The organism is Nonomuraea sp. NPDC050451 (assembly GCF_044458585.1).
The window spans coordinates 567,666-593,999 of the sequence record NZ_JBITHZ010000002.1 but is presented as its reverse complement, the minus strand read 5'-3'; the positions used below and the strand labels follow the sequence as shown (position 1 = coordinate 593,999).

The 26,334-nt window shown below is 69.3% G+C and carries 24 protein-coding genes and 1 pseudogene; 15 read left to right on the top strand and 10 right to left on the bottom strand.

Translation table 11 applies throughout. From position 1 onward, the window contains the following. The first annotated feature begins 52 nt into the window (after nt 1-52). From ACIBI9_RS08795 to ACIBI9_RS08780, 4 genes are read left to right on the top strand one after another with little or no spacing between them, the layout of a single operon-like run. Nucleotides 53-1,048: an ABC transporter permease gene (locus ACIBI9_RS08795; RefSeq protein WP_397221352.1), complete on the top strand. Its 996-nt coding sequence runs from the start codon at nt 53-55 to the stop codon at nt 1,046-1,048. Further along, nucleotides 1,045-1,929 carry an ABC transporter permease gene (locus tag ACIBI9_RS08790; RefSeq protein ID WP_394490297.1) on the top strand — a complete coding sequence of 295 codons (885 nt, stop codon included), beginning with the start codon at nt 1,045-1,047 and terminating at the stop codon, nt 1,927-1,929. The genes ACIBI9_RS08795 and ACIBI9_RS08790 overlap by 4 nt, the downstream gene beginning before the upstream one ends. After that, a complete protein-coding gene (locus tag ACIBI9_RS08785) occupies nt 1,926-2,867 on the top strand; it encodes an ABC transporter ATP-binding protein (RefSeq protein WP_397221351.1) in 942 nt (313 codons plus the stop codon). Before ACIBI9_RS08790 ends, ACIBI9_RS08785 begins: the two co-directional genes overlap by 4 nt. Further along, on the top strand, nt 2,867-3,742 hold the full coding sequence (locus ACIBI9_RS08780; protein ID WP_397221350.1) for an ABC transporter ATP-binding protein: 876 nt from the start codon (nt 2,867-2,869) through the stop codon (nt 3,740-3,742). The genes ACIBI9_RS08785 and ACIBI9_RS08780 overlap by 1 nt, the downstream gene beginning before the upstream one ends. 6 nt (nt 3,743-3,748) lie before the next feature. Here ACIBI9_RS08780 and ACIBI9_RS08775 read toward each other — a convergent pair whose 3' ends face one another. The 3 genes from ACIBI9_RS08775 to ACIBI9_RS08765 form a co-directional block, all read right to left on the bottom strand. Further along, nucleotides 3,749-4,429, bottom strand: a complete 681-nt coding sequence (locus tag ACIBI9_RS08775) for a DUF6879 family protein (RefSeq protein ID WP_397221349.1) — start codon at nt 4,427-4,429, stop codon at nt 3,749-3,751. A gap of 87 nt (nt 4,430-4,516) precedes the next feature. After that, nucleotides 4,517-5,065 carry a DUF1707 domain-containing protein gene (locus ACIBI9_RS08770; RefSeq protein WP_397221348.1) on the bottom strand — a complete coding sequence of 183 codons (549 nt, stop codon included), beginning with the start codon at nt 5,063-5,065 and terminating at the stop codon, nt 4,517-4,519. Nucleotides 5,066-5,097: 32 nt separating this feature from the next. Further along, complete coding sequence (locus ACIBI9_RS08765; protein ID WP_397221347.1) at nt 5,098-5,829, bottom strand: PadR family transcriptional regulator; 732 nt, start codon at nt 5,827-5,829, stop codon at nt 5,098-5,100. Between the two features lie 274 nt (nt 5,830-6,103). On the opposite strand from ACIBI9_RS08765, the pseudogene ACIBI9_RS08760 reads away from it, so the two are divergent. From ACIBI9_RS08760 to ACIBI9_RS08745, 4 genes and pseudogenes are all read left to right on the top strand, one after another. After that, nucleotides 6,104-6,214 (top strand): annotated as a pseudogene (locus ACIBI9_RS08760) (LuxR C-terminal-related transcriptional regulator); the annotation flags it as partial. Nucleotides 6,215-6,242: 28 nt separating this feature from the next. Continuing rightward, the gene (locus tag ACIBI9_RS08755) at nt 6,243-6,971 is read left to right on the top strand and encodes a metal-dependent hydrolase (RefSeq protein ID WP_397221346.1); all 729 of its coding nucleotides are present in this window, start codon (nt 6,243-6,245) and stop codon (nt 6,969-6,971) included. A 146-nt stretch (nt 6,972-7,117) separates the two neighbouring features. After that, nucleotides 7,118-9,847, top strand: coding sequence for an aconitate hydratase AcnA (gene acnA / locus ACIBI9_RS08750; RefSeq protein ID WP_397221345.1), 2,730 nt, complete (start codon nt 7,118-7,120; stop codon nt 9,845-9,847). Between the two features lie 200 nt (nt 9,848-10,047). Further along, the gene (locus tag ACIBI9_RS08745) at nt 10,048-10,299 is read left to right on the top strand and encodes a hypothetical protein (protein ID WP_397221344.1); all 252 of its coding nucleotides are present in this window, start codon (nt 10,048-10,050) and stop codon (nt 10,297-10,299) included. Here the strand turns inward: ACIBI9_RS08745 and ACIBI9_RS08740 are convergent. Beyond that, nucleotides 10,236-11,000, bottom strand: a complete 765-nt coding sequence (locus ACIBI9_RS08740; RefSeq protein WP_397221343.1) for a neutral zinc metallopeptidase — start codon at nt 10,998-11,000, stop codon at nt 10,236-10,238. The two genes, ACIBI9_RS08745 and ACIBI9_RS08740, sit on opposite strands and share 64 nt — an antisense overlap. Nucleotides 11,001-11,121: 121 nt before the next feature. Between ACIBI9_RS08740 and ACIBI9_RS08735 the strand changes: the two genes are divergently transcribed. The 5 genes from ACIBI9_RS08735 (at nt 11,122) to ACIBI9_RS08715 (ending at nt 16,410) form a co-directional block, all read left to right on the top strand. After that, nucleotides 11,122-11,829 carry a TSUP family transporter gene (locus ACIBI9_RS08735; protein WP_397221830.1) on the top strand — a complete coding sequence of 236 codons (708 nt, stop codon included), beginning with the start codon at nt 11,122-11,124 and terminating at the stop codon, nt 11,827-11,829. A 153-nt stretch (nt 11,830-11,982) separates the two neighbouring features. Beyond that, complete coding sequence (locus tag ACIBI9_RS08730) at nt 11,983-13,095, top strand: sugar ABC transporter substrate-binding protein (RefSeq protein ID WP_397221342.1); 1,113 nt, start codon at nt 11,983-11,985, stop codon at nt 13,093-13,095. 50 nt (nt 13,096-13,145) lie between these two features. Beyond that, nucleotides 13,146-13,910 carry an ATP-binding cassette domain-containing protein gene (locus tag ACIBI9_RS08725; protein ID WP_397221341.1) on the top strand — a complete coding sequence of 255 codons (765 nt, stop codon included), beginning with the start codon at nt 13,146-13,148 and terminating at the stop codon, nt 13,908-13,910. Beyond that, nucleotides 13,907-15,169 (top strand): sugar ABC transporter permease, encoded by a 1,263-nt coding sequence (locus ACIBI9_RS08720; RefSeq protein WP_397221340.1) that lies wholly within the window; start codon nt 13,907-13,909, stop codon nt 15,167-15,169. The genes ACIBI9_RS08725 and ACIBI9_RS08720 overlap by 4 nt, the downstream gene beginning before the upstream one ends. A gap of 35 nt (nt 15,170-15,204) precedes the next feature. Continuing rightward, nucleotides 15,205-16,410: an ROK family protein gene (locus tag ACIBI9_RS08715; protein ID WP_397221339.1), complete on the top strand. Its 1,206-nt coding sequence runs from the start codon at nt 15,205-15,207 to the stop codon at nt 16,408-16,410. Between the two features lie 4 nt (nt 16,411-16,414). Here ACIBI9_RS08715 and ACIBI9_RS08710 read toward each other — a convergent pair whose 3' ends face one another. From ACIBI9_RS08710 to ACIBI9_RS08700, 3 genes are read right to left on the bottom strand one after another with little or no spacing between them, the layout of a single operon-like run. Continuing rightward, a complete protein-coding gene (locus tag ACIBI9_RS08710) occupies nt 16,415-17,170 on the bottom strand; it encodes a neutral zinc metallopeptidase (protein ID WP_397221338.1) in 756 nt (251 codons plus the stop codon). 22 nt (nt 17,171-17,192) lie between these two features. Next, nucleotides 17,193-18,002: a neutral zinc metallopeptidase gene (locus tag ACIBI9_RS08705; protein WP_397221337.1), complete on the bottom strand. Its 810-nt coding sequence runs from the start codon at nt 18,000-18,002 to the stop codon at nt 17,193-17,195. Between the two features lie 43 nt (nt 18,003-18,045). Further along, on the bottom strand, nt 18,046-18,936 hold the full coding sequence (locus ACIBI9_RS08700) for a neutral zinc metallopeptidase (RefSeq protein ID WP_397221336.1): 891 nt from the start codon (nt 18,934-18,936) through the stop codon (nt 18,046-18,048). Nucleotides 18,937-19,068: 132 nt separating this feature from the next. Between ACIBI9_RS08700 and dxs the strand changes: the two genes are divergently transcribed. Together dxs and ACIBI9_RS08690 are read left to right on the top strand one after the other, a co-directional pair. Next, complete coding sequence (gene dxs, locus ACIBI9_RS08695; RefSeq protein ID WP_397221829.1) at nt 19,069-20,949, top strand: 1-deoxy-D-xylulose-5-phosphate synthase; 1,881 nt, start codon at nt 19,069-19,071, stop codon at nt 20,947-20,949. A gap of 128 nt (nt 20,950-21,077) precedes the next feature. Further along, the gene (locus ACIBI9_RS08690; protein WP_397221335.1) at nt 21,078-22,550 is read left to right on the top strand and encodes an amino acid permease; all 1,473 of its coding nucleotides are present in this window, start codon (nt 21,078-21,080) and stop codon (nt 22,548-22,550) included. Between the two features lie 32 nt (nt 22,551-22,582). Here the strand turns inward: ACIBI9_RS08690 and ACIBI9_RS08685 are convergent, their stop codons facing one another. From ACIBI9_RS08685 to ACIBI9_RS08675, 3 genes are all read right to left on the bottom strand, one after another. Beyond that, nucleotides 22,583-22,966 carry an SSI family serine proteinase inhibitor gene (locus ACIBI9_RS08685; RefSeq protein ID WP_397221334.1) on the bottom strand — a complete coding sequence of 128 codons (384 nt, stop codon included), beginning with the start codon at nt 22,964-22,966 and terminating at the stop codon, nt 22,583-22,585. Between the two features lie 92 nt (nt 22,967-23,058). After that, on the bottom strand, nt 23,059-25,149 hold the full coding sequence (locus tag ACIBI9_RS08680) for a 3-hydroxyacyl-CoA dehydrogenase NAD-binding domain-containing protein (protein ID WP_397221333.1): 2,091 nt from the start codon (nt 25,147-25,149) through the stop codon (nt 23,059-23,061). Beyond that, nucleotides 25,146-26,309 carry a thiolase family protein gene (locus tag ACIBI9_RS08675; RefSeq protein ID WP_397221828.1) on the bottom strand — a complete coding sequence of 388 codons (1,164 nt, stop codon included), beginning with the start codon at nt 26,307-26,309 and terminating at the stop codon, nt 25,146-25,148. Before ACIBI9_RS08675 ends, ACIBI9_RS08680 begins: the two co-directional genes overlap by 4 nt. Nucleotides 26,310-26,334 lie beyond the last annotated feature (25 nt).

Here is a 26,334-nt window from a genome sequence, read left to right as displayed (position 1 = left end):
CCCGCTCCGCCGGAGCGGGGGACTTTCACGGCTCTCACGGAGAAAGCATCACGTGCGTCGATATTTCGGCAGAAAACTGCTCATATACGGGCTGACCTTCTTCGTCGCTGTCACCGTCAACTGGATGATCCCGCGTTTCATGCCCGGCGACCCGGTGGCGAGCATGGTGGCCAGGGCCAACGTCACCCAGCCGGCCGCCGCGGAGGCGATGCGGGTCTACTACAGCAACCTCTTCGGCTTCGACCAGCCGTTGATCACGCAGTACCTCAACTTCTGGGCCGCGCTGATCAGGGGCGACTTCGGGATCAGCATCTGGCTGTTCCCGTCCCCCGTCAGTTCCGTGATCATGAGCGCGGTGCCGTACACGCTGGCGCTGATCATCCCGTCGGTGCTGCTGAGCTGGGTGGTGGGCAACCGGTTCGGTGCGTACGCGGCCCGGCGCAAGCTGCTCGACAACACCGTCCTCCCGGTCGGCTACGTCCTGACCGCGATGCCGTACATGTGGCTGGCCGTGCTCCTGGCCTGGGCGCTCGGCGTGATCGCCGGCCTGTTCCCGGTGGCCGGCGGCTACAGCTTCTCGATGCGGCCCAACTGGTCGTGGACGTTCCTGCTCGACCTGGTGCACCACTGGACGCTGCCGTTCCTGTCGCTGTTCCTGGTGGCGCTGGGCGGCTGGGCCATCGGCATGCGCAACATGATCATCTATGAGCTGGAGTCCGACTACTCCAACTACCTGGCCGCGCTCGGCGCGCCGGCCAGGCTCATCCGCAGGTACGCCTTCCGGAACGCGGTCCTGCCCCAGATCACCGGCCTGGCCCTGCAACTCGGCGTGATCGTGGCCGGAGCCCTGGTCACCGAGATCGTCTTCGCCTACCCGGGCCTGGGCAGCCTGATTCTCAACGCCATCAAGAACAAGGACTTCTTCCTGCTCCAGGGCACGTTCCTGTTCATCGTGCTCGGCGTGCTGATCGCCAACTTCATCATCGACATCGTCTACGTCGTGGTCGATCCGCGTACCAGGGCGGGAATGGCGGGTGCGCAGGCATGACGGCACTCCAGGAAGTCGCCCCGCGCGAGCGGGCCGGGGTCCGGCGCGAGGCGCTCTACTTCGCGGTGCGCAACGGCAAGCTGATGTTCGGCTTCGGCCTCGTGCTGGTGCTGCTCCTGCTCGGCCTGATCGGGCCGGTGCTGACCGGCGGCACGCCCAACGAGTACGGCCCCCAGCCCATGAGCCCGCCCTCGGCCGGGCACTGGTTCGGCACCACCACGTTCGGCCAGGACATCTTCCTCCAGTTCGTGCACGGCCTGCGCAGCACCTTCGCCGTGGGCGTGGTCGGCGGCGGCATCGCGGCGGCCATCGGCATGCTCGTCGGCTTCGTGGCCGGCTACCGCGGCGGCATCGTCGACGAGGTGCTCAACATGCTGACCAACGTCATCCTCGTCATCCCGACCCTGGCCGTCCTGCTGATCATCAACGCGTACCTGGGGATCAGGAGCGTGGCCGTGCAGGGCCTGTTCATCGGCCTGACGCAGTGGCCGTGGGCGGCGCGGGCGATCAGGGCGCAGACGTTCTCGCTGCGTACGAGGGAGTTCGTGGACCTGGCCAGGATGAGCGGCGCGAGCACCTGGAAGATCATCACCAGGGAGATCGCGCCGAACATGAGCTCCTACCTGTTCATGACGTTCATCCTGCTGTTCGGCGGCTCGATCCTCATCGCCTCCTCGCTCGACTTCATCGGCCTCGGCCCGACCGAGGGGGTCTCGCTCGGCCTGATGCTGCAGAACGCCAACCAGTGGAGCGCGCTCCAGCTCGGCATGTGGTGGTGGTTCGTGCCGCCGGGCGCGGCCATCACCGCCATCGTGGGCGCCCTGTACGTGGCCAACGTCGGCCTCGACGAGGTCTTCAACCCGAAACTGAGGGAGACATGAGCCTGCAGGTCAGCGAGCTCAGGGTGTACTACCGCACGCTCAGGGGCGAGGTCCGCGCCCTCGACGGCATGTCCTTCGAGCTGTCGGACGGTGAGATCCTCGGCCTGGTCGGCGAGTCCGGCTGCGGCAAGAGCACGCTGGGCAAGAGCCTCATCCGCATGGACGGCCGCATGCGCCACGTCGGCGGCCGGGTCGTGCTCGACGGCCGGGAGTTGCCCATCGCCGACGACCGCAGGATGAACGACTTCCGCTTCAAGGAGGTCTCCCTCATCCCGCAGTACGCCATGAGCGCGCTCAACCCCACCCGCAAGATCCGCAGGATGGTCGGCGAGCTGCTCAGGTCGAGGGGCGCGGAGCTGGACGCCACCGAGCTGGAACGCCGGATGGACCAGGTCGGCCTGCCCCGCGAGGTGCTCGACCGCTATCCGATCGAGCTGTCCGGCGGCATGAAGCAGCGCATGGTGATGGTCATCTCCACGCTGCTCGACCCGTCCCTGCTGATCGCCGACGAGGTCACCTCCGCGCTCGACGTCTCCACCCAGAAGGCCGTCGCCCGCGCGCTGCTCGGCTTCCGCGAGAGCGGCTACGTCAAGAGCATGATCTTCGTCACCCACGACATCGCGCTCACCCACCACATCGCCGACACGATCATGGTCATGTACGCGGGCAAGCTCGCCGAGAAGGCGTCCGCCGACGTGATCGTCAAGGCGCCCCGCCACCCGTACACGAAACTGCTCCTCGACTCCCTGCCCGAGGTCGGCGTCCGCTACGCCGACCGCAGGCTGGAAGGCATCGCCGGCAGCCCGCCGTCGCTGCTGGACCCGCCCGCCGGCTGCCGCTTCCGCGACCGCTGCCCGATCGCGGGCGACGAGTGCGCCGAGGAGCCGCCCGTGGTCGAGCTCGCCCCCGACCATCACGTCGCCTGCTGGAAGGCCTGATGCTGAAACTCGACGAGGTCACCAAGGAATTCAGGATCGGCGCGTTCGGCGGCAAGAGCATCGCGGCCGTACGGAACGTGAGCTTCGAGGTCGTGCCCGGCGAGGTCGTCTCCCTGATCGGGGAGAGCGGCAGCGGCAAGAGCACGATCGGCCGGATGATCCTCGGCCTGAACCCGGTCACCAGCGGCACGATCACCTTCGACGGGCGGCCCGTGCGCGGCGGCAAGGAGTACTACCGCCACATCCAGGGCATCTTCCAGGACCCGTTCAGCTCGTTCAACCCGGTGTTCAAGGCCGACCGGGTGTTCGACCTGGTCAAGGAGGCGTACTACCCGGCCGTCCCGGCGGCCGAGTGGGCCGCACGGGTCTCGGCCTGCCTGCGCGACGTGCGGCTCAACCCCGACCAGGTCCTCGGCAAGTATCCGCACCAGCTCAGCGGCGGCCAGCTCCAGCGCCTGCTCATCGCCCGCGCGCTGCTGCTGGACATCAAGCTGCTGGTGGCCGACGAGATCACCAGCATGCTGGACGCCTCCACCCGCATCGACGTGCTCAACCTGCTCGCCGAGCTGAAGACCAGGGGTCTCGGCGTGCTCTACATCACGCACGACCTCTCGCTCGGCAACTACCTCGCCGAGCGCACGGTGGTGCTGCGCCAGGGGAGCGTGGTCGAGATGGGGCTGACGGACAAGGTCTTCGGCGATCCGCTGCACCCGTACACCCGGGAGCTGCTGTCGGCCGTCCCGCGCCTGCACCAGGCCTGGGACGACGCCACGCCCGTGGACACCTGCCTCTACCACGAGCGCGGTGGCACCGGGGCGCTGCTGGAGGCCGAGCCCGGCCATCTGGTGGCGTGCGCCCGGCTCCCGGCCTGCTGAGGTCGGTCAGACCCGGAACTCCTCGGTACGGTGCGCGTAGGCGGGCAGCGCGGCCCGCATCTCGTCGGTGACCAGCGGCGGCGGCAGCGGCACGATCTCCCGCTCGTGGAAGTCGAGCACGTTCTCCCCCTCGGCGAACAGCTCCTGGACCGTCCGCAGGCACGGCCCCACGACCGCGGGATCGGTGATCCGCCGCCCGCCCATGCCCCCGCCGTACCGGTCGTACAGCACTTCGTACATCAGGGACGGAGAGAAGATCACCAGCTCCGGCATCGGGTCGAGGCCCGACACCCGCTCCGCCGGCACCACCCGGCACGGGGAGCCGGCCTTGGCGCGCAGGGCCAGGATGTGCATCTCCCACTGCAGGTACGAGGTGATCGGGAACTCGACGACCCGCACCCGCCTGACCGGGACGCGGTGCCGGAAATAGTCGGCCACGGTCGCCGCCATGCGCTCGGTCAGGGCCAGCGAACGCTCCCAGTCGCCGTCCATCATGGCCCGCCAGCTCGCCACGTCGGGCTCGTAGAAGTGCTGGGCCCGCTCCAGCTTCCACATCGGCTCGGGGCAGATCGCGTGGTCGCGGTCGAAACCGGCTTGGTACTCCGGCACGTCCAGGGCGAGGCCGTCGGCTCGGCCGACGGCGGCGAACGGGTTCGTGCGGCGGGCCGGAGCGCCCTGCTGGGTCATGCGGCGTCCCTTCGACTCTGAAGATCCGCCCCGATCATGAAATGAGCCCCTGACAGGGTCAAGGCCCAAAACGATCTGGGCGGACCGTCAGCGCCGGTAGTGGAAGCGCCGGTGGATCAGGCTGAACAGCATGGCTCCCAGCCACACCACGAGGAGCGCCTTGAAGATCCCGAACCCGCCGAAGATCAGCCCCAGCACCATGAACACGAACAGCACGCCCAGGAACGGGTGCGGCCCGCGATGGTGGTGCCGCCACGGGTGGTTGCCGCGCTGCTCGCGCCACTGACGGCGCATCTCCCGGCGGGCCTGGTGCATGGAGTGCCGCATGTCATGGTGGGCCTGGTGCATGGACTGCATCTGCCGGTGGTGCGCCGACATCGCCTCCCGCCAGCCGTCCATGTCGTAGCGGGGAGCGTCGTAGTGGGGAGCGGGCTCACGGTAGCCGGGCGCGGGCTGCGGCCCCGGCAGGTCGGCCGTCACCTTCGCCAGGTCACGGGCTGTCTTGGAGGCCAGCGTCTGGTCGAGTCGCTCGTCGAGCTCCTCGTGGGTCAGGCGGCCCTGCGCGAAGTGCTCGCGCAGGACGGCCATCGTCTGCTCACGCTCGGCGTCGCCGATGCGAAGGTCGTGCGAGTCCATACCTGATCCCGAATCCTTCCGGAAGCTCGCGCTCACTCCTCGCCCGGTTCGTCGTCCGCCAGGATCTGGTAGAGCTTGCGCCGGGTCTCTATAAGAGTCTTACGCGCTTCTCGGATTTGTGCGTCGTTCCCGGTCTGCAAAACCTGCATCATGGCGAAGGCCGACTGCCGGGCGATGTGCCAGAGATCGGCGGTGTTGTCGTCGATGTCAGGGCGCATCTCGTCCCACGGGGCCCGGACCTCGTCCGAGTGCGACTCGATGTAGTTGCGCCCCGCCTCGGTGAGGCGGAAGGTCTTGCGGCCCTCGCTCTCCTCCGAGATCACCAGGCCCTCGTCGGTGAGCTGCTGCAACGCCGGGTAGACGGCGCCGGGGCTGGGCTTCCAGCCGCCCTCGCTGCGCTCGGCGATCTCCTGGATGATCTGGTAGCCGTTGCGCGGCTCCTCCGAGAGCAGGGCCAGGATCGCGGCGCGGACGTCTCCCCGCTTGGCCTTGCGGCCCCGGCCGCCCCAGCCCCGCTGGCCGCCCCACGGCCCGCCGGGGCCGCCCCAGGGACCGCCGCGCCCCCAGTCGAACGGGAACGGCCCGGGACCGCCGCGCCTGCCGCGCTGGCGGTGCTCGTGATGGTGGCGGCGGCCACCCATTTCGTCGAAGGCCTCGGAAACGGCCCTGAACGCCTCGCGGGCGGCCTGCTTGGCCTCACGGGCCGCCTGCCGGTACTCGTGCGCGCCGGGCCAGTGCCCGCCTGCTGCTTGTGCGGAATCCATTTTTCCCCCTATATCGTGATCTGTTCTCGATGCGTCAACGATATATCGATAGTGTGTCGTTAGCAAGCCTGGGGTGGGAGTGAGCCAGATCACGAAAAAGTTGCGGAATCCGGGAACAGGATTGAGGAAGGGCTCGTTATCTAGAGCAGACGAGGTCGTTCCGCGTCGGCAGGGCTGGGGGGTGCTGTCGCCGCGGAGACGGCCTCGTCTGCGTTTGGGGCGCGTTGTGCCCGCGCACCCCACTCGGATCGGCCGCGAGCACTAGGTGCCGGAGCTGTCGGAGAAGACCGTGCGTAACCACGTATCCAATGTTTTCGCCAAGTTATCCGTCGCGGATCGGGCCCAGGCCATCGTGAAGGCCCGCCAGGCGGGTCTCGGCGCGTAAAGGGATTCTTTGCCGTACAGTCCGGATCATGATGGGGCACACGCACGCGATGACCGGGGCCATCGCCTGGCTGGGGCTGGCGCCGCCCCTCGCCGCACTTCCGTTGCTGAATGAGTCGTCCCGGTTCGTCGAGACGGGAATCATGGCCACCGCGCTCAGCCCAGCGGAGCTGATCGCCGGGGCCCTCATCTGCGCGGGCGCCGCGATGCTGCCCGACCTCGACCATCCCAGCGCGACGATCGCGCAGACGTTCGGGCCGGTCACGTGGGTGATCAGCAAGGCCGTGTGCTGGGTCAGCGGCGGACACCGCGGGGCGACCCACTCGCTGGCGTTCGCGGTGGCGCTCGGATTCGGCGCCCACTGGCTGGCCAACACCTATCCCATCGGGCGCGACATCATGGTCGTGCTGCTCATCGGCCTGGCCCTGCGGGCGATCGGCGTCGGGATCCCCGGCAACAAGGCGGGTTCCGCGATGATCAACATCGGGCTCACCGCCGGCCTGTACGCCGTCTTCCTCTCCCTCAGCGTGGGCTACGCCTGGCTGGGGCTCGCGGTGGCGATCGGTTGCCTCATCCATGTCGTCGGCGACTGCATGACCGAACGGGGCTGTCCAGTGCTGTGGCCGCTGGGGGTGAAGTTCCTGCTGCCGTGGAAGATCGGCATCAAGACCGGCAAGAAGTTCGAGCAGAAGATCCTCGCGCCGATCCTGTCGGTGGCCATCGTCGGCCTGCTGTTCTGGCGGCTGGCACCCGGTTAACTTGATGTCGAGATATTCTAGAGATATCTTGACGTCGAGACATCCGCCGCGGAGCTCGCCAGTTAGGGTCACCTAACGTGCTGGTCGTGCGAAGAGTGCGGCAGGATTTGGTCTGAGAAAATGTCTGATGGAGGAGGCGAATCACCGTGTCCGCGAACAGCTTCGGCAGCCGTGACACGCTACGCGTCGGCGACGCGTCATACGAGATTTTCCGGCTGGATGCCGTCGAGGGCGCCGCACGCCTCCCGTACAGCCTGAAGATCCTGCTGGAAAACCTCCTCCGCACCGAGGACGGCGCGAACATCACCGCCGACCACATCCGGGCGCTGGGCGGCTGGGACCCGAAGGCGGCGCCGAGCGTGGAGATCCAGTTCACGCCCGCGCGCGTCATCATGCAGGACTTCACCGGCGTTCCCTGCGTGGTCGACCTGGCCACCATGCGCGAGGCCGTGCGTGACCTCGGTGGCGACGCGGCCCGCATCAACCCGCTGGCGCCGGCCGAGATGGTCATCGACCACTCGGTCATCGTCGACTACTTCGGCCACCCCGACGCCTTCCAGCGCAACGTCGAGCGCGAGTACGAGCGCAACCGCGAGCGTTACCAGTTCCTGCGCTGGGGCCAGACGGCCTTCGACGAGTTCAAGGTCGTCCCGCCCGGCACCGGCATCGTCCACCAGGTCAACATCGAGCACCTGGCCCGCGTGGTGATGATCCGCGACGGCAAGGCCTACCCCGACACCTGCGTCGGCACCGACTCCCACACCACGATGGAGAACGGCATCGGCGTCCTGGGCTGGGGCGTCGGCGGCATCGAGGCCGAGGCCGCGATGCTCGGCCAGCCGATCTCCATGCTCATCCCGCGCGTGGTCGGCTTCAAGCTCAACGGCAAGCTGCCCGCCGGGGCCACCGCCACCGACCTGGTGCTCACGATCACCGAGATCCTGCGCAAGCACGGCGTCGTCGGCAAGTTCGTGGAGTTCTACGGCGAGGGCGTCGCGTCCGTGCCGCTGGCCGACCGGGCCACGATCGGCAACATGAGCCCCGAGTTCGGCTCCACCTGCGCGATCTTCCCGATCGACGGCCAGACCGTCGACTACCTGCGCCTGACCGGCCGCTCCGAGGAGCAGATCGCGCTCGTCGAGGCGTACGCCAAGACCCAGGGCCTCTGGCTCGACCCGTCCGCGCCCGAGCCGGTCTTCTCCGAGTACATCGAGCTCGACCTCGGCACCGTCGTGCCGTCCATCGCCGGCCCCAAGCGCCCGCAGGACCGCATCGCGCTGTCGGCCGCCAAGGCGACCTGGCGCCACGACGTGCAGAACTACGTCGAGGACGGTGTCGACGAGGCGGGCGAGGAGACCTTCCCGGCCTCCGACGCGCCCGCCTCCAACGCCCGCGCCAACGGCGGCCGGCCGCACAAGCCGGTGCCGGTCACGCTGGCCGACGGCACCTCGTTCGAGATCGACCACGGCATCGTCTCGATCGCCGCGATCACCTCGTGCACCAACACCTCCAACCCGTACGTCATGCTCGGCGCGGCGCTGCTGGCCCGCAACGCCGTCGAGAAGGGCCTGACCCGCAAGCCGTGGGTCAAGACCTCGCTGGCCCCCGGCTCGCAGGTCGTCACCGGCTACTTCGAGCGCTCGGGGCTCCAGCCGTACCTCGACAAGATCGGCTTCAACCTCGTCGGCTACGGCTGCACCACCTGCATCGGCAACTCGGGCCCGCTGCCGCCCGAGATCTCCGAGGCCGTCCAGGCCAACGACCTCGCGGTCACGGCCGTGCTGTCGGGCAACCGCAACTTCGAGGGCCGCATCAACCCCGACGTCAAGATGAACTACCTGGCCTCGCCGCCGCTCGTGGTGGCGTACGCGCTGGCCGGGACCATGGACGTCGACCTCGACACCGAGCCGCTGGGCCTCGGCAACGACGGCAAGCCGGTCTACCTGAGGGACATCTGGCCGTCGCCGGAGGAGATCTCCGCGGTGGTCAACTCCTCCATCGGCCGTGACATGTTCGAGCGCGACTACGCCGACGTGTTCAAGGGCGACGACCACTGGCGCTCGCTGCCGATCCCGACCGGCGACACGTTCGAGTGGGACCCGTCCTCGACCTACGTCCGCAAGGCCCCCTACTTCGACGGCATGCCGTCCAAGCCGGAGCCCGTCACCGACATCGCCGGCGCCCGCGTGCTGGTCAAGGTCGGCGACTCGGTCACCACCGACCACATCTCGCCGGCCGGCTCCATCAAGGTCGGCACCCCGGCCGCGCAGTACCTGCAGGCCAACGGCGTCGAGGTAAAGGACTTCAACTCCTACGGCTCGCGGCGCGGCAACCACGAGGTCATGATCCGGGGCACGTTCGCCAACATCCGCCTGCGCAACCAGATCGCGCCGGGCACCGAGGGCGGCTACACCCGCGACTTCACCCAGCCAGACGGCCCGGTGTCGTTCATCTACGACGCCTCGGTCAACTACGCCGCGGCCGAGACGCCGCTGGTGGTGCTGGCGGGCAAGGAGTACGGCTCCGGCTCCTCGCGCGACTGGGCGGCCAAGGGCACGGCGCTGCTGGGCGTGCGCGCGGTCATCGCCGAGTCGTACGAGCGTATCCACCGCTCCAACCTGATCGGCATGGGCGTGCTCCCGCTGCAGTTCCCCGAGGGCGCCTCGGCGCAGTCGCTCGGACTGACCGGCGAGGAGACCTTCGACATCACGGGTGTCGAGGAGCTCAACTCCGGCGGCATCCCGAGCACCGTGCACGTGAAGGCCGGCGACGTGGAGTTCGACGCGGTGGTCCGCATCGACACGCCGGGCGAGGCCGACTACTACCGGCACGGCGGGATCATGCAGTACGTTCTTCGCTCGTTGCTCGCGAAGTGACTTCCCGGGCTCGCGCGCGGTCATGAGCCGCGCGGGGGCCGGGATCCCTTGGCCGCTCGTTGAAGCCGGGGGTGGGGCGTGATCCTCACGCGCCCGTATCGGGGGAACCACCCGACACAAAGAAGAGCCGCCCGGCGGGACAACCCCCGCCGGGCGGCTCTTCGTCATCGGGACATCGTCCGGTAGCGGCGGACGGCTTCGTGCTGGAGGAGCAGGCCGATCGGACGCGTCCGGACGGGGAACCCGGCATGCCGGACATGGAGGAGTTCCAGGCGGCCTATCCGCGGCTGACGGCGGGCCTGGCGGAGGTGGGTGACCCGCAGGGCGACCTGTCGTTCGAGGGCGGGCTGCAGTTGATCCTCGACGGCATGGAGCTCCGCCTGAAGGCTCAGGCCACCTTGGCGGCGGGCGCGGACCAGGTGTCGCAGGCGGAGGGGGAGACGGCGCGGTAGCCGCGCTGGAGCCAGTAGACGCGGGTGGCGCCCTTGCCGTGGCTGCGGTGGCCGTCCTCGTCGCCGCTGGCCCGGGTGGCGTCGAGCAGTGCCGTCCAGTCGTCCGGGCCGCGCCGCAGCGAGCCCCACACGCTGCCGAGGAACACCCCTGACAGGCAGTCGGCCTGCAGTTCGAAGCGCCGCTTCAGCTCGCCCTGGCGGTCGGTCCGGATCTTCGCCTTGTACGACCGCCAGACGCCGAGCAGGCTCTGCACATGGTGCCCGTACTCGTGGGCGGCGACCTTGAACGGGTACAGATCGGTCCTGTCCTCGATCCACCGGCCGGTGAGGGGGAACACCAGGGTGCCGCGCTCCATGCAGTAGAAGGCCGCCGCCTGCTCGGGCCACGGCACGCCGCACACGGTGCTCTCGGGCTCGTCGTAGTACCGCACGACGGGCTTGCTGAACGCCCATCCGGCCCGCCCGAAGTAGGCGGCCCACGACTTGTCCAGACATTTCATGACTGCTTCGAGGTACTGCCGAGCCCGCGGAATCCCCCCGTACGTGATCGCCGTCTCGGGGCAGGCGGTGTCGCGCAGCTTCCCGGCCTTCTTGGAGAACGGGCTCTTGACGGGGGCGGCGTCGGCGGCCTGGGCGGGTACGCAGATGGTCGCGAGGATCGAGACGGCGGCGAGAGCGCGCTTGAACGGGAGGAACTGCACGGAGGGCAGCTTAACGATCTGCGGGGGCGCCTCGCGCCCGATCACCCTCGCACCGGGAACGGCGACAGAGAGTAAAGGTGGTTGACTCTCGCCCATGACTGATGCGGCTTTGGTGCTGATTGTGGGCGGTTTGGCGGTTTTCGTTGGGGCGATCGTCCAGGGCGGGGTGGGTTTCGGTCTCGGGCTGGTCGCCGCTCCCGTGCTCACCATGCTCGGCCCCGACCTCATGCCGGGCGCCATCCAGGTCGTCAACGCGACGCTCCCGCTGTTCACGCTGGCCGCAGAGTGGCGGATGGTGGATTGGCGCGGGCTCGGGTTCGCGGTGCTGGGGAGGCTGCCCGGGAGCGTCATCGGCGCGGTCATCGTCGTCTACGTCTCCGCGTACACCAGAGGCGTCTTCGTCGCCGTCATGGTGCTCGTCGCGGTCGCCCTGACGGCCAGGGCGCTGAGCGTGCCGCGCAACGGGCTGACACTTTCCTCCGCCGGGTTCGTCTCCGGGATCACCGGGACGGCGACGGGCATCGGCGGGCCGCCCATGGGGCTGGTGTACCAGCACGCCAAGGGGCCGCAGATCAGGGCGACGCTGGCGATGTTCTTCTTCCTGAGCGCCGCCCAGTCGCTGGTCATCCTCGCGGTCGTGGACGAGCTCCCGGCCCGGGCGCTGACGACGGGGGCGGTGCTGATCGTGCCGATGGTGCTCGGGTTCCTGGTCTCGGGGCCGCTGCGGCGATATCTGGACGGCGGAAAGGTGCGGACGGCCGTGCTCGTGGTGGCCGCGGCCTCCGCCGTGGCGCTGCTCGTGCAGAACGTGATCGCACAGCTCACCTGAGACCGGAGCCAGGAAGATTGAGGTGACGTTTCTGGATTGTTACCCGAAACAACAAACTCCCGGCCTGCAGGGTCTTCCAAAGCAGGCCATCCCGGAATACGTTGCCGCAAACAACATTCATCCGGGCCCCTCCGGAAGAAAGGACCCTGCACCATGCGCAAGGGGATCCTCAGCCTGACCGCCGCGGCAGCCGTGCTCGCCCTCGGTCTCACCGCCTGCGGGGGGAACAGCGGTCAGACCACCACGTCGACCTCGTCGGCCACTGCCTCGGCTGCGAAGGCCGGGAAGATCGGCGTCATCCTGCCGGACAGCAAGTCCTCGGCCCGGTGGGAGACGGCGGACCGCAAATACCTCGAAGAGGCGTTCAAGGCCGCCGGCGTCCAGTACGACATCCAGAACGCCCAGAACGACAAGACGGCGTTCCAGACCATCGCCGACCAGATGATCACCAACGGCGCCACCGTCCTGATGATCGTGAACCTGGACAGCGGCAGCGGCAAGGCGGTCATCGACAAGGCCAAGTCCCAGGGCGTGGCCACGATCGACTACGACCGGCTGACGCTCGGCGGCGGCGCCGCCTACTACGTCAGCTTCGACAACACCAAGGTCGGCACCCTGCAGGGTGAGGGCCTGAGCAAGTGCCTGACCGACAAGAAGGCCAGCAAGCCCATCGTGGCTTACCTGAACGGCTCGCCGACGGACAACAACGCCACGCTGTTCAAGCAGGGGTACGACGGGGTGCTCAAGCCCAAGTTCGACTCCGGCGAGTACGTCAAGGGCCCCGACCAGGCCGTGCCCGACTGGGACAACACCCAGGCAGGCACGATCTTCGAGCAGATGCTCACCCAGCAGCCGAAGATCGCCGGCGTGCTGGCCGCCAACGACGGCCTCGGCAACGCCGCCATCACCGTGCTGAAGAAGCAGAACCTCAACGGCAAGGTGCCGGTCACCGGCCAGGACGCCACCGTCCAGGGCCTGCAGAACATCCTGGCCGGCGACCAGTGCATGACCGTCTACAAGGCCGTCAAGAAGGAGGCCGACGCCGCGGCCAAGCTCGCGGTGGCGCTGGCCAAGGGTGAGAAGCCCACGGCGAGCGGCAGCGTCAAGGACCCCGAGAGCGGTCAGGACGTCCCCTCCGAGCTGCTCGAGCCGCAGGCCATCTACCTCGACAACGTCAAGGACGTGGTGGCCGACGGTTACGTGACCAAGGAGGAACTGTGCACGGGTGACTTCGCCAAGAAGTGCACCGAGGCAGGTATTCAATAAGACCAAAGGGGGCGCGGCCCGACCGGTCGTGCCCCCTTTTAGGGAGCCCCATGACCCCCCTCCTTGAAGTGCGCGGGATCGACAAGAGCTTCGGTCCGGTGAAGGTCCTGCACAAGGTCGAGTTCGAGGCATACGCCGGCGAGGTGACAGCCCTGGTCGGAGACAACGGCGCGGGCAAGTCGACCCTGGTCAAGTGCATCGGCGGCATCTATCCGATCGACGCGGGCGAGATCCTGTTCGACGGCCGGCAGGTGCACGTCCACAGCCCCCGCGACGCGGGCGAGCTCGGGATCGAGATCGTGTACCAGGACCTGGCCCTGTGCGACAACCTCGACATCGTCCAGAACATGTTCCTCGGCAGGGAGCGCAAGAACGGGCTCCTGCTCGACGAGGACAGCATGGAGGAGCTGGCCGAGAAGACCCTCAGCGGCCTGTCCGTGCGCACGGTGAAGTCCATCAGGCAGCAGGTCTCCAGCCTGTCCGGCGGGCAGCGGCAGACCGTGGCCATCGCCAAGGCCGTGCTGTGGAACAGCAAGGTCGTCATCCTCGACGAGCCGACCGCGGCGCTGGGCGTGGCCCAGACCGCGCAGGTGCTGGAGCTGGTGCGCAGGCTGGCCGACACCGGCCTGGCCGTCGTGCTCATCTCGCACAACATGAACGACGTCTTCGCCGTCTCCGACCGGATCGCGGCGCTCTACCTCGGCAGGATGGCCGCCCAGGTCAGGACAGCCGACGTGACGCACGCCCAGGTCGTCGAACTGATCACCTCAGGCCGCAGCGGGGAACTCGGCCTCAAGAACGGGGTCACCCCATGAGCAAGGTCAAAGAACTCCCCGGCGAGGCCATCGCCGCCGCGACGCAGTCGCCGTCGATCGGCAACAGCTTCCTCGCTTATGTCGAGCGCGTACGCGGCGGGGACATGGGCGCGCTGCCCGCCGTGCTGGGGCTGGTCGTGCTCTGCACGGTCTTCGCCGTCGCGCGCCCCGCCTTCGTCACCTCGATCAACTTCGCCAACCTCTTCACCCAGGGCGCCGCGATCACCCTGATCGCGATGGGCCTGGTGTTCGTGCTGCTGCTCGGCGAGATCGACCTGTCCGCCGGCTTCGCCAGCGGCGTGTGCGCGGCGGTGCTCGCCGTCACGCTCACCAGCCTGGGCCTGCCCTGGTACGTGTGCGTGCTGGCCGCCATCGTCACCGGCGTCATCATCGGCACGGTGCTCGGCACGCTCGTCGCCAAGGTCGGGATCCCGTCGTTCGTGGTCACGCTGGCCGCCTTCCTGGCCTTCCAGGGCCTGGTCCTGGTGCTGGTCCAGGAGGGCACGAACATCTCCATCAGGGACAGCGTGATCGTCGCCATCGCCAACAAGAACCTGCCGCCCTGGCTGGGGTGGGTGCTCTACGCGGCCTGCGTGGCGGTCTTCGCCGCCGTCCAGCTCCTGCGGGCCAGGAAGCGCACCAAGCGCGGGCTGGTGGCCGACCCGATGTCGCTGATCGCCGCCCGCGTGGGCGCGCTGGCGGTGCTGGCCGGCCTCGCGGTCTACGTGCTCAACCTGGAGCGCAGCCGCAACCCGGCGCTGGTCTCGCTCACCGGCGTGCCGATCGTGGTGCCGATCATCCTGGTGCTGCTGGTCGCGTGGACGATGGTGCTGCGCCGTACCGCGTTCGGCCGCCATATCTACGCGGTCGGCGGCAACACCGAGGCCGCCCGCCGGGCCGGCATCCCGGTCGACCGGATCAGGATCAGCGCGTTCGTGATCTGCTCCTCGATGGCCGCGATCGGCGGGATCGTGGCCGCGTCCAGGGCCAGCTCGGTCGACCCGAACACGGGCGGCAGCTCCGTCCTGCTGTACGCGGTCGGCGCGGCGGTCATCGGCGGCACCAGCCTGTTCGGCGGGAAGGGAAGGGTGCTGGACGCCGTGCTCGGCGGCGCCGTGGTGGCGGTCATCGAGAACGGCATGGGTCTGATGGGGTATGGGGCCAGCGTGAAATACCTGGTCACGGGGTCCGTCCTGCTGCTGGCCGCGGGCGTCGACGCCCTGGCCCGCAAACGGGCGTCGGCCGCTGGTCTAAGGTGATCAGCGACTCTCAGCCCCCGAAGGAATACCAGACGATGCGTGCCGGCCCCTCCCAAGAGGACATCAGGCGCCACAATCTCGGCGCGCTGCTTCGCCATGTCCATCTGGGCGGGCCGATCTCGCGTGCCGAGCTGACCTCGAGGATGGGGCTCAACCGCAGCACGATCATGGCGCTGACCTCGGACCTCACCGCGGCCGGGCTGGTGCGTGAGGAGCTGCCCCGCGAGACGGGCCGCGCGGGGCGGCCCTCGCTCGTGGTGCGGCCCGAGTCGGCCCGGGTCTACGTCTTCGCGTTCGACGTGGGCCCCGACCGGCTCGCGGTGGCCCGCGTGGGGCTGGGCGGGGTGATCCTCGACCGCCGGGAGACGACCCGCGAGCGCGGGAAGTTCGAGCTGGACGAGCTGACCGGGGTGCTGTCCGGCTTCGCCCGGCAGATGCGGCGCAAGACCAGGGACGACACCGTCTGCGTGGGCGCGGCGGCGGCCGTGTCCGGCGGCGTGCGCAAGGCCGACGGCGTCGTGCGGTTCTCACCCAACCTGCTGGCCGAGGAGATCCCGTTCGGCGAGGAGCTGGGCCGCCGGCTCGGCCTCGGGCTGCCGGTCAGCGTAGGCAACGACGCCAACCTGGCCGCCCTCGCCGAGCACAGCAGGGGCGTCGGCGCCGCCGTCAGGGACCTCATCTACCTGCACGGCGACGTGGGCATCGGCGGCGGCATCATCGCGGGCGGCCACCTGCTCGGCGGCCACGACGGCTACGGCGGCGAGGTCGGCCACATGGTCGTCAACCCCGGCGGGCGCGCCTGCGGCTGCGGGTCCCACGGGTGCCTGGAGGCGGAGGTGGGGGAGCGGGCGCTGCTGGAGGCCGCCGGCCGCATCGGCCCCGGGCAGCACGGGCGCGACGCGGTGCGCGCCGTGGTGGAGGCCGCCGACCGGGGCGACATCGGAGCGCAGGACGCGCTCAAGAAGGTCGGCGACTGGCTCGGCCTCGGCGTCGCGAACCTGGTCAACATCTTCAACCCCGAAATGGTCATCTTCGGGGGCATCCTCCGGGAGATCTACCTGGGGTCGGCCGCGCGGGTGCGTTCCCAGCTCGCCCTGCACGCGATGGCGCCGCAGCGCGAGAGGCTGCGGCTGCGTACGGCGTCGCTAGGGGACGCCGCCCCGCTGGTGGGAGCGGCTGAGCTGGCCTTCGCCAACGTCCTCGCCGACCCCCTGGAGGTCCTCGCCCGCGCCAACGCCTGACCCGTCAGCCGACCTTCGACTTGGCGGCCGTCCAGGTGTTGCAGAAGCCGGTGGCCCCGCCGCGGTAGCCGCGCTCCTGCCAGAAGGCGAGGTTGCGGGGCTTGCCGTGGATCTCGCTCTCGTCGGCCCTGCGCACCGCGTCGACCCAGTCGTCCCACTTGATCCCCGGCTTGATCGACTCCAGCGTGGCGCTGTAGAAGACGCCGGCGAAGCACTCGGCCTGCATCTCCAGCCGGTGGCTCAGCAGGGCCTTCGCGTTGCCGGACGCCTGCCAGGACAGCGCGTTCTGCGCGTCCAGCACCCCGATGAGCTGCTGCACGTGATGTCCCCACTCGTGGGCGACGGAGTGCGCGATGTTCATCCTGAAGGGGTCGCGCAGGTCGTGCTTCATGATCCGGATGGCGATCGTGCGCTGCTCGGGGCAGTACTGCGCGCCGTTGCTGGTGATCTCCCCGCAGACGGAGTCGCTCCCCGTCGTGATCGTGACCTCGGGCGGCGCGTACGGCAGCCGGGCCTGCGCGAACCGCCCGGCCCAGAAGCGGTCGGCGCATCCGGCCATCGCCCGGTAGAACGCCTTGAGCGAGGCGACGCTCCCCACGCGGATCTCCGGGATCTCGCAGGTGTGGGCGACCACGTCGCCGCCCATCGCCCCCAGAAGGCCGGCCTGCGCGATACGCGACGCCGCCCAGGCCGGCCCAGAAAAAAGCCCCGAGAACAGCAGCAGACCCGCGACCATGCCCGCTAAGAGGGATATGCGCACGATCGCGGATCTTAGAGGACTTCTAGGACACTTGGGACTTCGGGGCCTTCCAGGTGTTGCAGCCGCCGGCCGACTCGGTGTCGAAGCCGCGCTTGAGCCAGGCGCCGGCGTTCTTGGCGTTGCCGTGCGTCTTCTCGCCCCAGTTGTCGACCTTCACGCCGAGGGCGGACAGGTCGAGGCCGGTGCCGCCGTTCTTGACCCAGTAGGTGAACTCGGACTCCTGGCGGCCCAGCGAGTGCCAGACGCTGCCGACGAAGACCCCCGACAGGCACTCGGCCTGCAGCTCCAAGCGGCGGGACTCGTCGAGCACGCGGGCCTCGTTCTTGCGGCTGTACGGCGTCATGGCCTTGAACATGCCCGTCATCTGCTGGATGTGGTGACCGTACTCGTGGGCCAGGACCAGCATCAGGATCAGGTCGGTCTGCTCCTCGACGAGGTTGCCGCTGGCCAGGAAGGTGATCTTCTTGTTGGTCGAGCAGTAGATCGCCTGCGCGCCCGCGGGGTACGCGCCGCAGCCGGTCTTCGCGCCGATCTTGGTGATCACCTGCAGCGAGGGCTTGCTGAAGGTGAAGCCCGCCTTCTTGACCTTCGGCTCCCAGGCGGCGTTGAGGCAGTCGAGCACGACGTCCAGGTAGCCCTTGATCTCCTCCAGGGTGCCGGACTGCACCTTCGGCTCCTCGCACGAGTCGAAGCCGAGCTTGCCCGTCTTGTAGATCGGGCTTTTCGCCAGCACGGGCTTGTACGCCGGCGCAGCGGTGGCCGCGTGGGCCGTTCCGGCAAAGAGCAGGCTCGCCAGGGCGCCTGCCATAAGCGCCGATCGGGTGATTCGCATGAGAAGGCACCCTATTGAATAGGGAGTTCCAGGTAAAGGAAGATTAAAGCGTGTTGCGGGCTGCGGCGGACCAGGTGTTGCACGCGCCCGGACCGCCGCGGTTGAAGCCCCGCGTCATCCAGGCTGCCTGCGTCGGGCCCCTGCCGTGGTCGTTCTGGGGCCAGCCCTTGGCGCCGTTCTTCCTGAACCAGTCGACCGTGTACGCCCAGTCGGCGTCGGTGACCAGCGCCGTTCCCTTCATCGTGCTCATGAACACCGAGGAGAAGCACTCCGCCTGCAGTTCTGAATTGCGCGAGAGTTGCAGCCGCTTCGCCTTGCCCGCGACATTCCTGGCGGTCCAGTAGTAGTTCCAGATGCCGGAGATCTGCTGGACGTGGTGCCCGTACTCGTGGGCGATCAGGCGGGTGATGCCCAGCGGGAACGGGTTGCGCAGCTGGTCCCTGCTGATCATCAGGTACATCGTGCGGTCGGTGGAGCAGTAGACGCCGTCGGCGCCGGTGTTCCACGTGCCGCAGGGCGTCCTGACCTTGGTGGTGATGATGCGCAGCCGCGGCTTGGCGAAGGGCAGGTCGGCCTTGCGGAACTGGGCGCCCCACGCCTTGTTGAGGCAGTTGGTCACGCGGGTCAGGAAGCGCCGGTACGCGGTCATGCTCCCGGCCGGCAGGTCGCCGGGCGCGCAGTTGACGTCGGTCAGGCGCCCGGTGCGGTACAGCGGGTTCGCCGTCGCCAGCGCCCTGCCGATCGAGGGCCCCTTCTTCGACTCGCTCGAACCCTTGGCCGCCGGGGAGGAGGGCTGCTGGGCCGCCCCGTTGCGCGGCTCCGTGGAGGTGGTGGCCACGTCGGCCAGCACGAGCACCAAACCGGCCGCTGCCAGGGCAAGTGCCAGCATGGCGACCGCCAGTGCCGCGAGTTTGCTTTTGGGGGCAGAGTTCATATGTTCCGAAAAACTATCCCAAGATCATACATATGTGGGTGGATTTGACTCGATGGAGTCAGTGAGGCGCGAGCGAACTAGACTCGGGTCATCGGCGCACAAGAGCAGAGGGGAGTCGGATCCGTGAGCGGGTTGCTGGGCTCGATAGAGGGACCGCACGACGTCAAACGGCTCGCTGTCGAGGAGCTGCCGCGGCTTGCGGGGGAGATCCGCGACCTGCTGGTCGACTCGTGCGCCAGGTTCGGCGGCCATCTGGGCCCCAACCTGGGTGTGGTCGAGCTCACCATCGCGATCCACCGGGTCTTCGACTCCCCGAGCGACCCCGTCGTCTGGGACACCGGCCACCAGTCGTACGTGCATAAGGTCCTCACCGGACGGGCCTCCGGCTTCGAGGCGCTCAAGCAGGAGGGTGGCCTGTCGGGCTACCCGAGCCAGGCCGAGTCGGAGCACGACTTCGTCGAAAACTCCCACGCCTCGACCGCGCTGTCCTACGCCGACGGCCTGGCCAAGGCGTTCAAGCTGCGCGGCGAGCAGGACCGCACGGTCGTGGCGGTGATCGGCGACGGCGCGCTGACCGGTGGCATGGCCTGGGAGGCGCTCAACAACATCGCCGCCGCCAAGGACCTCCGGCTCGTGATCGTGGTCAACGACAACGGCCGCTCCTACTCGCCCACGATCGGCGGTCTGGCCTCCCACCTGTCCTCCTTGCGGGTCAACCGCAGGTATGAGGACTTCCTCGACTACGTCAAGGACAAGTTGGGGAACGTTCCCGTGCTCTACGACGCCCTGCACGGCTTCAAGAAGGGCGTCAAGGACGTGCTGGCCCCGCAGGTCATGTTCGAGGACCTCGGGCTCAAATACGTCGGCCCCATCGACGGTCACGACGAGCAGGCCATGGAGGCGGCGCTGCGCAAGGCCCGCGACTTCCGCGGCCCCGTCATCGTCCACGCCCTCACCCAGAAGGGCCGCGGCTACACCCCCGCGGAGAATCACGACGAGGACCAGTTCCACTCGCCCGGCGCCTTCGACCGGGCCACCGGCGCGGAGAAGCCCAAGCCGCGCATCTGGACCAACGTCTTCAGCGAGGAGCTCGTCCGGCTCGGCAAGGAGCGCGAGGACCTCGTCGCGATCACCGCGGCCATGCTCCACCCGACGGGCCTCAACGCCTTCGCCGACGCCTTCCCCGAGCGCATCTACGACGTCGGCATCGCCGAGCAGCACGCGCTGACCAGCGCCGCCGGCCTCGCCCTCGGCGGCATGCACCCGGTTGTGGCCGTCTACGCCACGTTCCTCAACCGGGCCTTCGACCAGCTGCTCATGGACGTCGCCCTGCACCGGCTGCCCGTCACGGTGGTCCTCGACCGGGCCGGCGTCACGGGCGACGACGGCGCCAGCCACAACGGCATGTGGGACCTGTCGATCCTCCAGGTCGTCCCCGGGCTTCGGGTCGCGGTGCCGCGCGACGGCGACCGGTTGACCGAGCTGCTGCGCGAGGCCGTCCAGGTCACCGACGGCCCGACCGTGCTGCGCTTCCCCAAGGGCCCGGTCGCCGAGCCGGTCGAGCCGGTGGGCAAGCTGGGCGAGATGGACCTGCTGCGCACCCCCAAGGGCGACCCCGACGTGCTGCTGGTCGGCGTGGGCCCGATGGCGCAGCTCTGCATGGACGCCGCGGTCCTGCTCGACGCCCAGGGCATCGGGGCCACCGTGGTCGACCCCCGGTGGGTCAAGCCGCTCGACGAGGCGCTGGTGCTGGCCGCCGGCGCCCACAAGCTGGTGGCCGTCGTCGAGGACAACGGCCGCGTGGGCGCCGTGGGCGACGCCGTGGCCCGCCTTCTGCGCGACGCCGACGTCGACGTGCCCGTGCGCACGTACGGCATCCCGCAGGAGTTCCTCGACCACGCCAAGCGGGCCGCGATCCTCGCCAAGGTCGGCCTGACCGGGCAGGACCTCGCCCGGCAGATCACCGAGGCGGTCGCGAAGCGGACCTCCCACGAGGTGCCCGCCCGCCACTGAACGCCCGGCGCACCGCGGCGGTGATCCCCAGTACGGCGATCACCGCCGCGTCCCGGACTTCTGTCCCCACGGTGAGACTGGATCCTGGCCACGCATGATCACCCAGGGCGTGGGAAGGATCACCGGGCGTGGACATCTTTCGCACGAAGAGCGTCGAGCAGTCGATCCGTGACACCGAGGATCCGGAGCACCAGCTGCGCAAACGCCTGACGGCCACCGACCTGACGGTCTTCGGCATCGGGGTGATCGTCGGCACCGGGATCTTCGTGCTCACGGGACAGGTCGCCAAGGAGGTGGCGGGTCCGGCGGTGGCGCTCTCGTTCGTCGTCGCGGGCGTCGTCTGCGGGCTGGCGGCCCTGTGCTACGCCGAGTTCGCCTCCACCATCCCGGTCGCCGGCTCGGCCTACACCTTCGCCTTCGCCACCCTGGGCGAGTTCCCCGCCTGGGTGATCGGCTGGGACCTGACCCTGGAGCTGGCGCTGGCCGCGGCCGTGGTGGCGGTCGGCTGGTCGGGCTACTTCGCCTCGATGCTGGCGTCCATCGGCATCCATCTGCCCGCCTCGATCGCGGGCGAGAACCCCGTGGTCAACGTGCCCGCCATCCTCATCGTCCTCCTGCTCACCGTGATCCTGGTGATCGGCATCAAGGTCTCCTCGCGGGTCAACCTCATCCTGGTGATCACGAAGATCGCGGTCGTGCTGCTGGTCATCGTGGCCGGGCTGTTCTTCGTCAAGGGGGCCAACTACACGCCGTTCATCCCCGAGGCCGTGTCCACGCCCCGGGTGGAAGGGCTGAAGGCGCCGTTGATCCAGGTGCTGTTCGGCATCACGCCGGTCGCCTTCGGCGTGATGGGCGTCTTCTCCGCCGCGGCGATCGTGTTCTTCGCGTTCATCGGCTTCGACATCGTGGCCACCGCCGCCGAGGAGACCATCCACCCGCAGCGCGACGTGCCGCGCGGCATCCTCGGCTCGCTGGCCATCTGCACGGCCCTGTACGTGGCCGTCTCGCTCGTCGTCGTCGGCATGCAGCGCTATGACCAGCTCAGCACCTCCGCGCCGCTGTCCGACGCGTTCACCTCGGTCGGCTACGGCTGGCTGGCCACGATCATCAGCGTCGGCGCCATCGCCGGCCTGACCACCGTGGTGCTCGTGCTGCTGCTCGGCCAGACCCGGGTGCTCTTCGCGATGTGCCGCGACGGGCTGCTGCCGCGCCCGCTGGCCAAGGTCCACCCCCGCTTCGGCACGCCGGCCCGGCTCACGATCATCATCGGCGTGGTGACGATGGCGCTGGCCGGGTTCGTGTCGTTCGGCGAGCTGGCCGAGCTGGTGAACATCGGCACGCTCTTCGCGTTCGTGGTGGTCTCGATCGGGGTGATCATTCTCCGGAACACCCGACCCGATCTGCCGAGGGCGTTCCGCGCGCCGTTCGTGCCGGTGCTGCCGGTCCTGTCGGTGCTGGCCTGCCTCTACCTCATGCTCAACCTGCCGGTGCAGACGTGGCTGAGGTTCCTCGTCTGGATGATCCTCGGCGTCGTCATCTACTTCGTCTACGGCTACCGCCACAGCAGGACGGTGAAGGTCCGCGCCAAGAGCGGCCGCTGAGGGGCGGGCGCGCGGCCCGCCCCCGTGGCCGGTCAGAGCGAGAGGACGGCTCCCACCGCGGCCTTCATCGTGCAGCCGTTGCCGAAGACCTTGGCCCACTGCACCGCCCTGCCGTGCCACTGGCCGGCCACCACGACGGCGTGCGGCTGCAGTTCCTTCGTGCAGATGGCGTTCGGCGTGACGTTGAGCCGCTCGGGGTGCCCGTCGACCTTCTCCAGCAGCTGGCAGGCCGCGCGCGCGTTCGGGTGGGTGCCGCCCGCGGGCCCGCAGTTGAGCCAGGCCGTCTTCGTCTCACCGCCCTTGGCGGCGTCAACGATCTTGAGCTCCGCCTTCGGATGGGGTGTGGCCAGGGCGGGCGCCGACGCGCCCAGCAGGAAGGCTCCGCAGAGCGCGACGGCGCCGAGTGCTCTCATCATGAATACTCTCCGTTCGTAGAACGGTACTCAACGCTACGACGGAGATCGGTGAGGGTTAAGGAGGCCCGCCGGGCGGGCCTCCTTCAAAGGATTCAGGCGGGCAGCGAGGCCACGCCGGGCGGCAGGAACCGCGGCTGGGCGATGCCGGTCCTGTCCAGGTACGGGGTGATACCGCCCAGGTGGAACGGCCAGCCGGCCCCGAGGATCATGCACAGGTCGATGTCCTGCGGCGCGGCGACCACGCCCTCGTCCAGCATGATGCGGATCTCCCCGGCCAGCGCCGCCAGGACGCGCTCGCGCACCTGCTCGGCGGTGGACGGCGACGTGCCGCCGGAGAAGAGGGCGACCGCCTCCGGGTCGAGCGTGAAGTCGGGCCGGTAGACGCCCGGCTTGCCCGTGGCGACCAGCTTGGCCATGTTCTCCGAGACGCCGAAGCGGTCGGGGAAGGCCTCGTGCAGCGTCTCGGCGACGTGCAGGCCGACGGCCGGGCCGACGAGCTGCAGCAGCGCGAACGGCGACATCGGCAGCCCGAGCCCGTCCAGCGCGTGCTCAGCCACCTCCAGGGGCGTGCCCTCGTCCACGGCCGTCACGACCTCGCCCATGAAGCAGGTCAGCAGCCGGTTGACCACGAACGCCGGCGCGTCCTTGACCAGCACCGACGACTTCTTCAGCGACTTGCCCACCGCGAACGCCGTGGCCAGCGTGGCGTCGTCCGTGGCGGCGCCACGGACGATCTCCAGCAGCGGCATGACGGCGACCGGGTTGAAGAAGTGGAACCCGACCAGCCGCTCGGGGTGCGCCAGCCCGGCGCCCATCTCGGTCAGGGAGAGCGAGGAGGTGTTCGTGGCCAGCACGCACTCGGCCGAGACCACGGCCTCCACCTCGGCGAACACCTGCTTCTTGACCGCCATGTCCTCGAACACGGCCTCGATCACGAAGTCGGCGTCGGCGAAGGCGTCCTTCGTCAGCGACCCGGTCACCAGAGCCTTGAGCCGGTTGGCCTGGTCGGCCGAGACGCGGCCCTTGCCGAGGAGCTTGTCGACCTCGGCGTGCACGTACCCGACGCCCTTGTCGAGCCGGGCCTGGTCGAGGTCGGTCAGCACGACCGGCACCTCCAGGCGGCGCGCGAACAGCAGCGCCATCTGCGAGGCCATCAGCCCCGCGCCCACCACGCCGACCTTGGTGACCTTGCGGGCCAGCGAGCGGTCGGGCGCGCCCGCGGGCCGCTTGGCGCGGCGCTGCACCAGGTCGAACGAGTAGAGCCCGGCCCGCAGCTCGTCGCCCATCAGCAGGTCGGCCAGCGCCTCGTCCTCGGCGGCGAAACCCTCGTCGCGGGAGGCCGTACGGGCCTGGGCGATCAGGTCGAGCGCGCGGTAGGGGGCGGGCGAGGCGCCGCGCAGCTTCATGTCCACCAGGAAGCGCGCGTCGGCGACCGTCTTGTCCCAGTCCTCGTCGTGGGCCGGCCGCTCCACGGCCAGCTCGCCCTTGATCACCCGGGCGGCCCAGCGCAGCGACTCCTCCAGGAAGTCGGCGGGCTCGAACATCGCGTCCGCGACGCCCAGCTCGTACGCCTCCTTGCCCTTGACCATGCGGTTCTGGGAGAGCGGGTTCTCGATGATCAGCTTGATCGCCTTCGCCGGGCCGATCAGGTGGGGCAGCAGCTGCGTGCCGCCCCAGCCCGGCACCAGGCCGAGGAAGCACTCCGGCAGCGCCACCGCGGGCACGCCCGAGGAGATGGTCCGGTACGTGCAGTGCAGCGCCACCTCGAGCCCGCCGCCCATCGCGGCGCCGTTCACGAACGCGAACGACGGGATCGACAGCTCGCTCAGCCTGCGGAACACGTGGTGGCCCAGCGCGCCGATGGCCAGGGCCTCCTCGCGCGTGGACAGCGCGGCCGCGCCCTTGAGGTCGGCGCCGACGGCGAAGATGAACGGCTTGCCCGTCACGCCCACCGCGGCCAGGTCGCTGCGCTCGGCGATCTCCGACAGCGCGCCGTTGAGCGCGAACAGGCCGTTCGGGCCGAACGTGTTGGGCTTGGTGTGGTCGAAGCCGTTGTCCAGCGTGATCAGCGCCATCGTGCCGGCGCCGTAGGGGAGCTGGACGTCGCGCACGAGCGCCTTGGTGACGACTTCGTCGGTGCTGCGCCGGCTCAGGAGCGTGCGCCAGGTCTCGATACCGCTCATGCGAGGTTCTCCCAGATCACAGTGCCGCCCATGCCCATGCCGACGCACATGGTGGTGATGCCGTACCGCACGTCGGGACGCTCGCCGAACTGCCGCGCGAGCTGCGTCATCAGCCGCACGCCGGAGGAGGCGAGCGGGTGTCCGTAGGCGATCGCGCCGCCGTACTGGTTCACGCGGGGATCGTCGTCGGCGATCCCGAAGTGGTCGAGGAACGCCAGCACCTGGACGGCGAACGCCTCGTTGATCTCGAACAGCCCGATGTCGGAGATGTCCAGGCCGGCCAGCCGGAGCGCCCGCTCCGTGGACGGGATCGGCCCGACGCCCATGACCTCGGGGTCCACGCCCGCGAACGCGTAGGAGACGAGCCGCATCTTCGCGCCCAGCCCCAGCTCGTCCGCGACCTCCTTGGCGGCCACGACGCACCCGGTGGCGCCGTCGTTGATGCCGGAGGAGTTGCCCGCCGTGACGTTGCCGTGCGGCCGGAACGGCGTCTTGAGCGTGCTCAGCCCCTCCATCGTGGTGCCGGGTCGCGGCGCCTCGTCCTCGACCGCCAGGCTCCAGCCCTTCTCGGCCGTCCTGATCGCGGTCGGCACCAGGTCGGGCTGGATCTTGCCGTCGGCGTACGCCTTGGCCGCCCGCTCCTGCGACAGCACCGCGTACGCGTCCGCGCGGCCCTTGGTGATGTTCGGGTAGCGGTCGTGCAGGTTCTCCGCCGTCATGCCCATGACCAGCGCGCTCGGGTCGACCAGCTTCTCCGACAGGAAGCGCGGGTTGGGGTCGACGCCCTCGCCCATCGGGTGGCGGCCCATGTGCTCGACGCCGCCGGCGATGGCCACGTCGTACGCGCCGAACGCGATGCCGCCCGCGACCGTGGTGACCGCGGTCATCGCGCCCGCGCACATGCGGTCGATCGCGTAGCCGGGCACGCTCTTGGGCAGCCCGGCCAGCACCGCCGCCGCCCGGCCGATGGTCAGGCCCTGGTCGCCGATCTGCGTGGTCGCGGCGATGGCCACCTCGTCCACTCGCTCGGGGGGCAGGTTGGGATTGCGCCGGACGAGCTCGCGGATGACGCGGACGACCAGGTCGTCAGCGCGGGTCTCCGCGTACAGCCCTTTCGGTCCTGATTTGCCGAAAGGCGTGCGCACGCCGTCGACGAACACGACGTCACGAGAGGAAGGCACGGAT

Bases quoted from the DNA above. Each gene is read 5' to 3' on its own strand.
- ACIBI9_RS08720 (WP_397221340.1), top strand. From the start codon at position 13,907: ATGAGCAAGGTCAAAGAACTCCCCGGCGAGGCCATCGCCGCCGCGACG.
- ACIBI9_RS08790 (WP_394490297.1), top strand. From the start codon at position 1,045: ATGACGGCACTCCAGGAAGTCGCCCCGCGCGAGCGGGCCGGGGTCCGG.
- ACIBI9_RS08730 (WP_397221342.1), top strand. From the start codon at position 11,983: ATGCGCAAGGGGATCCTCAGCCTGACCGCCGCGGCAGCCGTGCTCGCC.
- ACIBI9_RS08700 (WP_397221336.1), bottom strand. From the start codon at position 18,936: ATGAACTCTGCCCCCAAAAGCAAACTCGCGGCACTGGCGGTCGCCATG.
- ACIBI9_RS08685 (WP_397221334.1), bottom strand. From the start codon at position 22,966: ATGATGAGAGCACTCGGCGCCGTCGCGCTCTGCGGAGCCTTCCTGCTG.
- ACIBI9_RS08765 (WP_397221347.1), bottom strand. From the start codon at position 5,829: ATGGATTCCGCACAAGCAGCAGGCGGGCACTGGCCCGGCGCGCACGAG.
- ACIBI9_RS08775 (WP_397221349.1), bottom strand. From the start codon at position 4,429: ATGACCCAGCAGGGCGCTCCGGCCCGCCGCACGAACCCGTTCGCCGCC.
- ACIBI9_RS08680 (WP_397221333.1), bottom strand. From the start codon at position 25,149: ATGAGCGGTATCGAGACCTGGCGCACGCTCCTGAGCCGGCGCAGCACC.
- ACIBI9_RS08755 (WP_397221346.1), top strand. From the start codon at position 6,243: ATGATGGGGCACACGCACGCGATGACCGGGGCCATCGCCTGGCTGGGG.
- ACIBI9_RS08770 (WP_397221348.1), bottom strand. From the start codon at position 5,065: ATGGACTCGCACGACCTTCGCATCGGCGACGCCGAGCGTGAGCAGACG.
- ACIBI9_RS08780 (WP_397221350.1), top strand. From the start codon at position 2,867: ATGCTGAAACTCGACGAGGTCACCAAGGAATTCAGGATCGGCGCGTTC.
- ACIBI9_RS08785 (WP_397221351.1), top strand. From the start codon at position 1,926: ATGAGCCTGCAGGTCAGCGAGCTCAGGGTGTACTACCGCACGCTCAGG.
- ACIBI9_RS08715 (WP_397221339.1), top strand. From the start codon at position 15,205: ATGCGTGCCGGCCCCTCCCAAGAGGACATCAGGCGCCACAATCTCGGC.
- ACIBI9_RS08725 (WP_397221341.1), top strand. From the start codon at position 13,146: ATGACCCCCCTCCTTGAAGTGCGCGGGATCGACAAGAGCTTCGGTCCG.
- ACIBI9_RS08705 (WP_397221337.1), bottom strand. From the start codon at position 18,002: ATGCGAATCACCCGATCGGCGCTTATGGCAGGCGCCCTGGCGAGCCTG.